This window comes from Treponema sp. UBA3813 (assembly GCA_002368605.1).
Lineage (GTDB): Bacteria > Spirochaetota > Spirochaetia > Treponematales > Treponemataceae > Treponema_D.
In genome coordinates, this window is record DFEB01000004.1 from 23,898 (window position 1) to 34,781 (window position 10,884).

Consider the following 10,884-nt stretch of genomic DNA (forward strand, 5'->3'; position numbering starts at 1 on the left):
TTTAGCGAACCAGCACCTCAATTTTAAGGATTTCTCCGCTTCTTGAAAAGAGGAGGCGGCTTTCTTCTTCGCCCAGATTTTTTCCTGCAAATTCCCGTTTTTCGCCGTTTGCAAGCGTCACTTTCAGCAGGTTTTCTTCATTTTGGTTTATTTTGTAGATGATGTCAGTGCCGCACCAAGTGAAGGAAAGCTCGCCGTTTTCATCAAAATCTTTTTTATCGAGGTAAATGGGATTAAAGACCGCTTTTCCCCCATCGATGTCCAGACCCAACTCAAGCCAGCGGCCTAAAATCTCTTCTTTAACCTGACCTGTCATGCCCGGCTGTTTTGCTCCCTGCTTAAAGGGAGTGTGAGAATATGGATCAAAGGGAAAGGCTCCGTATTCCACTGGGGTTTTGCTGGCTCCAAGTCCGGCTTTTATGTCTTTGTAGAAAGAGATGAGAGGCCCTTTCGCGCTGGTGATATTTTCCTGAGTGGCGAGAAGCAATTTTGAGACCATGTGCCAGTAGATGCTTCCCAGGCCTTCGTAAGCGTAGAAAGTTCCCGACCGTCCGGTGAAAGTCTGGTGATTGAATGTTTTTTCGTAGAGACTAAGGAGAAGTTCCCTCTCATGCTTGTTAGGCTGACTTTCTTCTGGAAGAGAATCAAGGGTCTTGCTGAGACATTCGGCGTTTCTGAAATCCGAGTTAAAGTGATAGATTCCCCGCAAATCCTTGATGAAGACTGCATTTTTGCTTCGTGAGAGAAAATCCGTAAGCCCCCGCAAATCTTTTTCGACCAGACAATTTTTTTCCATGAAATCCGGAAGTTTCGCGTTGGGCTGGAGCAGATATGAGTGCTGGTTTTCCTCAAACAAATCGCTGTGACGCAAGGCTTCAAGCAGCTGTTTTTTTTCTTTCTTTTCAAGAATATTGCTGCTCAGTGCGGCAACTTGTCCTTCCAGCATAAGTTTTAAATTGACGACGCGGATTTCTCCCTCCGTGATAATGACCGAATTGTAGGAATGGAAAAGTCCGTCCTCCCGCTTGTTGGCTTCGATTGATTTTCTCAAGGCGGCGAGGAAAACTCTTAAATGTGAGGCGATTTTTTGAGCCGTAAGCTGCTCGTTTTTTCCAGAAAAGCCTGCTTCGTAGAGTAAATTTCGCTCCCTTTCAAAAAGAAGCCCGATTTTGTCGGTGAATTCTTTCCGTTGAGAATCAGTGACTTTTTCTGCCGTCTGTGAGGCAAAATCCTTATAAATTTCCACCGCTTCTTTAAGGGTTTTGGCGACAATTCCGTTTAAAGAGAAGGTGCCTGTCCTGTTTTCAAAAATTTTCACCAGAAATGAAAGCATTCTCTCCAGATAACACATGGTCACGACAGAAGTGCCGTAGCCTGCCAGAGCATTGTTGGCATCGTTCCATTCAGGCCGCTGGGTGTTCATCCAAATGCCTGCCTCCGGGATATGATTGAGCATTTTCGCCAGAATGATTTGAATGATTTTTGTTGTCAGCGTCGTAAGCTGGAGGGAGCCGTCTTTGTTTTGAATGCAGCGCGCGTCAGTGCCGAATTCCTTTTCATTTTTTCGCAATTTTGAATCCAGCTCGTAGTCAAAGCGAATAGAATTCCGCGGATCTTTTAGGATTTCGCCGTAGCTTTTGATTCTGTAGGGAATATTTGCCGTAGAGAAAAGTCCTTCGTTTAAAAGAGAAATGAATTTCTCTCCCTCGTATTTCCACAAGAATTCAAGGATTTTCTGCAAGTAAATGACCTGATGATCGCCCCAAAAGCCGAACTGAGCCCAGGGATTTCCCTCTTCAGGAACTTCCCAGTCAAGGCCAGCCCTGCTGATTCTGTAGGGATTGAAGCCTTCCGCTGTCATGGCGTTTACGAAAAGAGAGCAGGCGTGCCGGGCATATTCCGGGTAAGACCACAAAAGCGCTTCCCAGTTCTGGAAAATGTCCCGCCAGTTACCCTCATAGTTGATTTTTTCCCTTCCGTCTCCGCTTTGCAGGTCGATGTTAAAGCGATTCCATGGTCGGCTTGGGTCTCCGTGGCGGCGGGAGAAAGTGAGGGGCATATATTCCAGAAAAAGCCTTTTGATTTGCAGATTTTCGCTTTTAAAGAGAAGATTTTCCAAATCCCTGTGGCTTACGGTGGAATTGGCGAGGGGGCTTCCTTCTATGATTTTTGAAATTTCCTGCCCCAGTTCGTGATTTCTCATCTTTGCAAAATCGATGAAATCTTCCGTGCGGATTTTTCCGCCGTCTGCGAAGAGGCCACCCCGCATAATATTGAACATTACATTCGTTCGGTGGTGCAGGTCAGTGATTTTGTTGCCCGAAGCCTGAATTCCGTCTGCCTGAGCGATTTTTTCTTCCAGAGCCTCGTTGGTGGCGCGAATATCTTCTTCAAGAAGCCGCCATGCCTTGTCCCGGTCAGAAATTTCGCTTTCCAGAGCGACCAGTCGGCTTGCGTCAAAGTTCACATCGAAAACCTGCTCCCAACATTCCGCGCTTTTTCCCGCAAGCTCGCTCTCGTGAATGATGAAACACTGTCCCCGCTTTCCATTCAGCTCTTTTTTTTGTGCCAGAAGAAAATCCAGCTTTCCTTCCATAAAATATTCCACGGCATTTTCTGAGAGAATTATGGGGTCTTTCGTAGTGAACCAGGAAATGTTCGTTTTGAGAGATTCGCTAGGCTCTGCCCGGTCTGTTACAATAGAAGAAAGCGTAAAAAGGGCGATGTTAGATTCACTTTCTGCCTCAGATTTTTTGTAGGCGTCGAGGAGAACGCTCTTTGTGTTTTGAATGGCGGAATCGCAGGAAGAGGGGAGAATGTTGCGGCTTCCGTCGAGAATCGTAAGATGAACTTTTTTATCGCTCAAATTCTCCACCCGGCAAAGTCGCACGAGCCCGTATTTTGCGCTTGAAGTCCAACCGTAGCGGAAAGAAATTCCTGCCAGCAGGTTGATTTCCTCAAACCAAACCTTGCTTCCGTTCAGATTTTTGTAAATATTGCGGACGATGCCGACTTCTTCTTTGTAGCGTTTTGCCCCCGTGCTGTAAAGATTTTCAAAGGGCTGCCAGAGAATGCCTTTTTTTCCCTCGTTTTTGATTTTGATTATGGTGAGTGGGCCTGTAACCGCCTTCATGTCCTGAATTTTGTCGCAAGTATAATAGGGGAAAATTGAAAATGACTCGTTTTTGCGACCGGCAGTGATTCCGCCCTGGGCCCAGCAGAAATTCCAGACATCGCTGGAGCTTGTAATCGTCATGAAAAAATCGTCCATCAAGTCAAAATTTTCGATTTTGTAAAATTCTTCGCCGTCCAAAAAGACCGTGCTGCCAGAAACAATTTTTTTCATATCTTCCTCCGAGGAGTGATTTTTCCTTTTTGAGATTTCCTTCGAAAATTATTGTCGCGGATTTGTAAAAAAAATATCAAAAACTTTGTTTTAATATCAATATTCTATTGCAAAGTCAGATGTGAAAAAAAGCCAGAAAAGTAAAATGCAGAAAATTACAAAAAAAATTGTTTTTTGAATAAAAATGTAGTATTTGGGATAAAAAATTGATATTTTTTCCCCCTCTTCAAGTGGAAACTTGAGCCATAAGAAAAAGGAGATGCTTATGGCTATTAGAAAAATGATGAAAGCTTTTTTTATCACAGGCCTTGCTATGGGCTTAGGAAATGTTTCTGTTTTTGCCGCAGATATCAAGGCAAATGTAAAACTAGGTGGAGATATTATGCATGTCGAAAAGGACAAGCAGAGCGGTGACAAGGAATGGTCTTATCTCTCAAATGAGCCTAGAAATCAAAAAGATGATGATGGACTTATTATCGAAGTTGACAATGGAAACGCAGGTGCGCACATCGCTATGTGGTATAAGACTGCAACAAAGGAGAAGCCTGATGGCGAGGACGACTGGGCTGCTCATTTCCGAAGAACTTATGTTTGGTTTAAGCCGATTGATATGGTTAAGATTCAGGTTGGCTATGTCGGATGTGATGAGCATTTCAAAGAAAAAATTGATGAATGGAAGGTCGGAAATCCTTTTGCCGTAACGGAACGCGATTGGACTAAACATCCTGCATATATCAATAATTGCGACGCTGACGGATGGGGTTTTGGAACTGAAATCCGTCCGACAGAACAGCTTATAATTAATGCTGGAATCACCCCTGGAATAAAAGGCTCTGTCAAATCAGAAAATAAAGAAGATACTTCTGCCATGTACAATAAAGACGGAAGCAACGAAAAAAAGACAAAAATTGCCCCCTGGGGCCTTGGTGCGCGATACTATTGGAATAAATTTGAATTCCAGGCTTCTTTCCGTGATGGCGGACAGGATGACAAGCGAAACGGAACATGGCGTGTGGCCCGGTTCGGAATCGGCTACAACGATGACTGGACATATTCTTTTATCCAGCCGATTTTCGGATTTGATTACAACGCTACTAAAGAAAAATGGGAAATGAACGGCGTTTGTCTTGACGCATACAGTGAAATCAATGTCGATGCCTTTAAATTCTATCTTCATGCTCCTGTCACAATTCGAAACGGAGACGCAAAGACAGATGTTAACTACATGGAATTCAACTTCAAGGCAGAATACAACACAGGTTCTCACGCAAACATTGACGACTTAAAGCCATATATTCAGCTTTCTTCAAATCAGGACGATGCTGCTTGGGGAAATACTGTTACACGAGTTTGGCTTTTGGACAAACATTTCAAAGATTCGTTCAATATGAGCTACAAAGTCGGCATGAACTTCATGATTTCTGGTGCCGAAATCGATGTGGGCGTAAAATACGATCAGCTGTCGAAATATCACAAAGTCGCATACGGAAAATCATGGATTGTAAGCGTTCCGTTTACAGTTAAGATGAAAAATTTCTAATTTGAAAACATAAAAAAAAGGAGGATATGACTATGAAAAAATTGGTAAGAAATTTAACAGGATCTTTTGTGGCTCTTCTGCTTCTCGCAGGAATGTTTTCGTGCAGCAACGGTGATGACCTTGATACCGACGATCCCTTTGTAGAGGCAAATATCATCAATCCTGCAAATAAGGGAGGAGGGGCACAGAATCCAGAATCATCAGGACTAACAAAAGAATCTATCATTAGCGGAATTCAATCTGACGATAATGTATGGGGCAGCGGAACGAAAATAACGAAAAATGATACATACACCGTTACGCATGGAACTGGCTGGGATCCTTCTGGCATGGCAACAATTCCAGTTTGTTTTACAAAGGGTGATTTGAGCGGATACACCCATATTGTTGTTGAGTTGGATACCAAAGATTTTATCTTCCGTGATGGAAGCGATGAGTATCCATCTTTTGAATTGAAAGTTGAAGATGAAAATAAAAATTCAAAAGTCATAAATGCTACAAACATGTTCAACAAGGAAAAGGGCGTTGCGGAAATTCCTCTTGCTTCTGTTGACTTCCTTGATACTGCAAGCCAATGTACTGTAAATCTCCGTGGAACTGGTAAAGTTATCTTTAAAGGAATTTACAAAGCAAAATAAAAGAAAAAACTGTCATGGCGAAATTCTGACAGTTTATTAGAACTCAATTTTTCCGCCGGTAGATTGCACCTAACCTCTCTTTCTGCCGGCGTTTTTTTACACTAAATTCTGGAGGAAATCTTATGAAAATGGCGAAAATCTTGCTTACTTCTTCTCTCCTGCTGGCGGCTTCTTCTGTTTTTGCTCAGGGAAAGGCTTCTGAATACACGGACGCTGATTTGGTTTGGAAAGATGACTTCAACGGAAAAAAACTCAACACCAAGGACTGGAATTATGAATTCCATGAGCCTGGCTGGGTCAACGCGGAGTTGCAGAGCTACGACGACTCAAAAAAGAACACTTATCTTAAAGACGGCTGCCTGGTGATTCAGGCTCTCAAAAGCGAAAAAAAAGACGGCACCTCCGCATACACTTCCGGTCGAATCAACACTCAGGGAAAACACGCTTTCACTTACGGACGCTTTGAGGCCCGGCTTAAAGTTCCCAAGGGAATGGGATTTTTGCCGGCATTCTGGATGATGCCTGACGACGAAAGCTATTACGGTCAGTGGCCTAAGTGCGGTGAGATAGATATTATGGAAGTAATGGGGCAGGAGACAAACAAGCTCTACGGAACCCTTCACTTCGGCGAGCCGCATGGAATGGTGCAGGGAACGCGCGTCCTCGACAAAGGCAATTTCGCCGACGAATTCCACACATTCGCCGTGGAGTGGGAGCCTGGCGAAATCCGCTGGTACTGTGACGGCGTAAATTACAAAACCGCAAAGGACTGGTTTACAAAAAGGCCTGGCTTCGGCGAGCAGACTTTCCCCGCTCCTTTTGACCAGCCTTTCTACATCATCTTCAATGTGGCTGTAGGCGGCTCTTGGGTCGGTTACCCGGACGAGACTACGGATTTTGATCCTAAAAAAGATGATGCGAAAATGTTCGTTGACTATGTAAAAGTCTATCAGAAAAAAGAATACAATGAGAATGTGGAAAAGCCCGCAAAAGCTCCTGTCGTGGCAAAAACAGACGCTTCCGGCAACATGATTTCAAATCAGAAAAGCGCCTGGGAATTCCTCACTGCTGGTGGCGGAGTCGGTTCGGTAGAAAGCGATGGCAAAAATCACGCGATCAAAAGTACGAACGAAGGAAGCCTTGAATATTCCGTTCAGTATGTGCAGGCAAAAGTTCCTCTCAATCAAGGTTATCGTTATCGCTATTCATTCGACGCTTATGCTGACGCAAAACGCACTATGATTACGGGAATTTCTGCTCCCAACAACAGTTATGCCCGCCGCTTCGGTGATGTAAAAGTTGACCTCACCACACAGAAGCAGCATTTCTCTTATGAATTCAACATGATTGCTGATTCTGACCCTGAATGTCGTCTTGAATACAACTGCGGCGCACAGGATTCGACGGCAACGATTTACATCTCCAATATCCGCCTTGAAAAAATCGGTGAAATTGACCTCTCATTCGGAAAAAAGTGTCTCCCTGACGGAAACTATGTTTTCAACGGTAACTTTCAGGAAGGCAAAAATCGCTTGGGAAGCTGGGAAATCGACAACAAGGCAAATGCCCAAATCAGCGTGACGCGCGACCGGGCGAGAATGCTCAAAGTCGTCTCACCCAAAAAAGCAAAGAACGAGGATGTCATCGTCAAGCAGACTGGAATCAAACTTGAAAAAGGTAAGGATTATATCGTCAAATTCGATGCCTATTCTTCAAAAACTACAAATATCCTTGTAAAATACGGTGATGTGGAGCAGAAAATCCGCGTTCTTCAGGCAAAAACCGATTCAAAGACAAAGGCATTGATTCCTGGTCATTATGAATGGGTTTATGTTCCAGAAAGCGACAAGGAAATCGATTTTCAGCTTCTTTTGGGAAGTGACGGAGCTACGGTCTGCGTGGACAATGTTTATGTCAAGGAAAATTGCGTCGTCATTAACGGAGACTTTGACAGGGGAGATTCCGGCTGGGAACTTTACGCAAATGAAAGCTCAAAGGCTAAGTTTGATGTTGTGAACGGAGCGGCAGAAGTCAAAATCGACAATACGGGCAGTATGGACTGGATGATTCAGCTCAAACAGAACGGTTGCTTGCTGGAAAAGGGCAAAATTTACAAAATCACCCTCAAGGCCAAGTCTGATTTGGACAGAACGATTATGCTGGCTCTTCAGCGCGACGGGGCAAAAGACGACAACTGGTATCCCTATTCAAATACCCTCAAATTCAATGTTGGAAGAGAATTCAAGGAATACAGCTGGCAGTTTACGATGGGAATGGAAACCGACCCCAATGTAATCTTCACGATTTCAATGGGAGCGGTCTCTGGAAAACCGATTTCTCAGAGTCACACAGTCACCATTGATTCGATTTCTGTCATTGAAGTTCAAAAGAACGAAAAAAAATAGGCGGTAGATTATGAAAAAAGCCATGTTCAGGAATTTTTTCCTTGTTCTTTCATTCAGTCTTTTATTCGCATGTAGTGAAGCGGCGATGGGTGAAAGCGGCGAAGCAGAAAGCGTAATTTTGCCATCGACAGCAGAATTTATTTCTTCCCTCGGCTCTGGCTGGAATCTTGGGAACACCTTTGACGCCTGCTCATATTCTGACCGGGAAAACAAGGGAAATTCAACTGAAACGAGCTGGGGAATGCCCGTCACTACAAAAGAGATGATTCAGGCAGTCCGCGCTCAGGGCTTTAAGACAATCAGAATTCCTGTTTCATGGCACAATCATATCAAAAGCCAGAAAAACAAAGTCTACACGGTGGATTCTTCTTGGATAAAACGGGTCAAAACCGTGGTAGACTGGTCGCTGGAGGCAGGATTGCGCGTGATTATCAACATTCATCACGACAATCTTTCCGAGGCTCAGATGAATACTTGCTACGGATTTTGTGTCTCCCAGAATCCAAATACGAAAATTCTCTCAAAAAATTACCTCAATTCCGTCTGGTCTCAGGTGGCGAAGGAATTCAAGAATTATGATGAAAGGCTGATTTTTGAAGTCCTGAACGAGCCTCGCTGTGTGGGAACTGGCTATGAATGGTACGGACAGGGCAAAAATATCTCTGACGCGAACAAAACTATTTGCGAATACGAAAAAGTCTGTCTCCAGGCTATTCGTGCCGCAGGTGGGAAAAATGCCAGCCGCTATGTAATGATTCCGACTTACGCCGCCAATCCAGATTTGACCGATAACTGGTCACTTCCCGATGATTCTGCAGGAAGGCTCATCGTTTCAGTTCACGCCTACACTCCCTATGAATTCTGCATGAACGAGGACAGCGAAAAGACTTTCACAAAGAATTATGAGGGGGCTGTTTCCTGGCTTTTCGACTCCCTTTGGAACAAATTCACCTCAAAGGGAATGGCTGTCGTCATCGGTGAGATGAGCGCGAGCGACAAGGGAAATCTTGATGAGCGCGTTAAGTGGACGAATTCTTATGTCTCAAAGGCCAGGTTCGCCAAGATTCCGGTGATTCTCTGGGACAACATGGTGACTTATCCCAGCGGCGAAAAAGGGGAGAGACACGGCTATTTTAATAGAAGAGACTTAACTTGGTTCTACCCGGAGCTGGTGGAATTTGCAAAAGAGTAAAGACTGTCTTGCGAAAATTTAAATTTGCTTCTATTGACCGAAGCTTTAAATAGTCCTACAATCGTTACTATGAATAGCAACGAAGTTTTGGAGCGATTATTAAAATCCTTCGGGGACTATTACACGGTTTCCAAAGAAAATGTCGATGCTCCCTTTGTCGCTGAAGCCCTTTTCAAATCCCACAATGAGCAGTACATGTTGGTCAAAGCCGCAAAAATCGCGGACATGGATTCCAACGAGATTGTTTTCTTCTATATAAATAATGAGATTCTGAGTCAAGCTCAGAATGACGGTCATGCTGAATTTATTTCAGCATCTCTCCCTCCCGAAAAGGTCACGGAGCTTTCCAAAATCGCCTGGGAAAGGGGGCTTGAGAGAATCACGCCATACTACGGGCACCGCAACACCGACATCATCCTCATCATCCTTTCCGACAAAATTCCAGAAGAATCCATCAAAATCATCAAAAAGCAAAAATTCTACAAATCATATAAATTCGGCCTTTACGGCTGGTCTTCATTTAGGGCATTGGCCTACGAGTCTTCAACGGGGCGGGCTGTCACCAATCGGCGCGGCTCGGACTTAAAAAAGCTCGTGGCTTCGCTAAAATAAAAAGTTTCTCTCCATTATGGAGGAAAGGAGTACAAAATGACAGCATTATTAATCATACTTGCTGCAATCGCCTTGCTTTTCTGTGGCTATGTTTTCTATGGCTCATGGTTGGCAAAGCAGTGGGGAATCGACCCCACTAAGAAAACGCCTGCTGAAACTCATGCAGACGGTGTTGATTATGTTGCCGCTAAGCCTGCGGTTCTTATGGGACATCACTTTTCTTCAATCGCTGGTGCAGGCCCGATTAACGGTCCGATTTTGGCCGCAGTTTTTGGCTGGGTTCCGGTATTCTTGTGGTGTGTAATCGGCGGTATTTTCTTCGGCGGCTTGCAGGATTTTGGTTCTCTCTTCGCTTCTGCCCGAAATGACGGAAAATCTGTGGGTGAAATCATCAAGGCTTCAATGGGCAAAACTTCAAAAAAATTGTTCATTATTTTTGCCTTGCTCGTTTTGATTCTGGTAATCGCTTCATTCGTAAATGTTGTTGCAGGTACATTCCTCACAAAGCCGGATGCTGCCGGAAATCTCGTAACTGGCTTTGTAACAAAGGCTCAGGGTCTTACAAACAACCAGACAACAGCAATCATTTCTGTGCTCTTCATTTTCCTTGCTGTCGCTTACGGCGTTCTTACAAACCGATTTGGCATTAAGACTTTGCCGGCTACAATCATCGGAATCATCGCAATCGCAGGAATCATCGTTCTTGGTTTGAATGTTGGTTTTGCTCTCAGCCGCAACGCATGGATTGTTATCATCGGTCTTTATATCGCAATCGCTTCGCTTATTCCTGTCTGGATTATGCTCCAGCCTCGCGATTATCTTTCATCATATTTGCTCTATGCAATGATGCTCATCGCTCTTGTTGGCATCGTAACTTCTGCATTCCGCGGAAACACTGCTTTTGCAATTCCTGCATTCAACGGATGGAAAGTTGGAGCAAACTACATGTTCCCGACATTGTTCATCACTGTTGCCTGTGGTGCCTGCTCTGGCTTCCATTCTCTCATTGCTTCTGGAACTTCTTCAAAGCAGCTTGATAACGAAAAGCACGCGAAGGCAATCGGCTACGGCTCAATGCTCATCGAGTCTGCTCTTGGCATCATTTCTTTGATTGCTGTCGGTGTAGTTTGGGAAGCTTGGGGCAAAAAAGA

General features: G+C 44.3%; 7 protein-coding genes. 6 read left to right on the forward strand and 1 reads right to left on the reverse strand.

Annotated features, from left to right (window positions below):
* Nucleotide 1 precedes the first annotated feature (1 nt).
* Entirely contained in the window at nt 2–3,346 is a 3,345-nt protein-coding gene (locus tag B2089_RS00230; RefSeq protein ID WP_296320951.1) for a hypothetical protein, read from the reverse strand.
* Between the two features lie 265 nt (nt 3,347–3,611).
* Between B2089_RS00230 and B2089_RS00235 the strand changes: the two genes are divergently transcribed.
* The 6 genes from B2089_RS00235 to B2089_RS00260 all read left to right on the forward strand — a co-directional run.
* Nucleotides 3,612–4,886: a hypothetical protein gene (locus B2089_RS00235; protein ID WP_296320954.1), complete on the forward strand. Its 1,275-nt coding sequence runs from the start codon at nt 3,612–3,614 to the stop codon at nt 4,884–4,886.
* A gap of 32 nt (nt 4,887–4,918) precedes the next feature.
* Nucleotides 4,919–5,524, forward strand: a complete 606-nt coding sequence (locus B2089_RS00240) for a hypothetical protein (RefSeq protein WP_296320957.1) — start codon at nt 4,919–4,921, stop codon at nt 5,522–5,524.
* Nucleotides 5,525–5,646: 122 nt separating this feature from the next.
* Nucleotides 5,647–7,929: a carbohydrate binding domain-containing protein gene (locus B2089_RS00245; protein WP_296320958.1), complete on the forward strand. Its 2,283-nt coding sequence runs from the start codon at nt 5,647–5,649 to the stop codon at nt 7,927–7,929.
* A gap of 10 nt (nt 7,930–7,939) precedes the next feature.
* Nucleotides 7,940–9,121 (forward strand): glycoside hydrolase family 5 protein, encoded by a 1,182-nt coding sequence (locus B2089_RS00250; protein ID WP_296320960.1) that lies wholly within the window; start codon nt 7,940–7,942, stop codon nt 9,119–9,121.
* Between the two features lie 69 nt (nt 9,122–9,190).
* Nucleotides 9,191–9,733 (forward strand): hypothetical protein, encoded by a 543-nt coding sequence (locus tag B2089_RS00255; protein ID WP_296320962.1) that lies wholly within the window; start codon nt 9,191–9,193, stop codon nt 9,731–9,733.
* Between the two features lie 36 nt (nt 9,734–9,769).
* Nucleotides 9,770–10,884 (forward strand): carbon starvation CstA family protein (locus tag B2089_RS00260; RefSeq protein WP_296685269.1); only part of this gene is annotated, 1,115 nt, incomplete at its 3' end.

Coding starts and splice junctions, on each gene's coding strand:
- B2089_RS00230 (WP_296320951.1), bottom strand. CDS start 3,346: ATGAAAAAAATTGTTTCTGGCAGCACGGTCTTTTTGGACGGCGAAGAA.
- B2089_RS00235 (WP_296320954.1), top strand. CDS start 3,612: ATGGCTATTAGAAAAATGATGAAAGCTTTTTTTATCACAGGCCTTGCT.
- B2089_RS00240 (WP_296320957.1), top strand. CDS start 4,919: ATGAAAAAATTGGTAAGAAATTTAACAGGATCTTTTGTGGCTCTTCTG.
- B2089_RS00245 (WP_296320958.1), top strand. CDS start 5,647: ATGAAAATGGCGAAAATCTTGCTTACTTCTTCTCTCCTGCTGGCGGCT.
- B2089_RS00250 (WP_296320960.1), top strand. CDS start 7,940: ATGAAAAAAGCCATGTTCAGGAATTTTTTCCTTGTTCTTTCATTCAGT.
- B2089_RS00255 (WP_296320962.1), top strand. CDS start 9,191: ATGAATAGCAACGAAGTTTTGGAGCGATTATTAAAATCCTTCGGGGAC.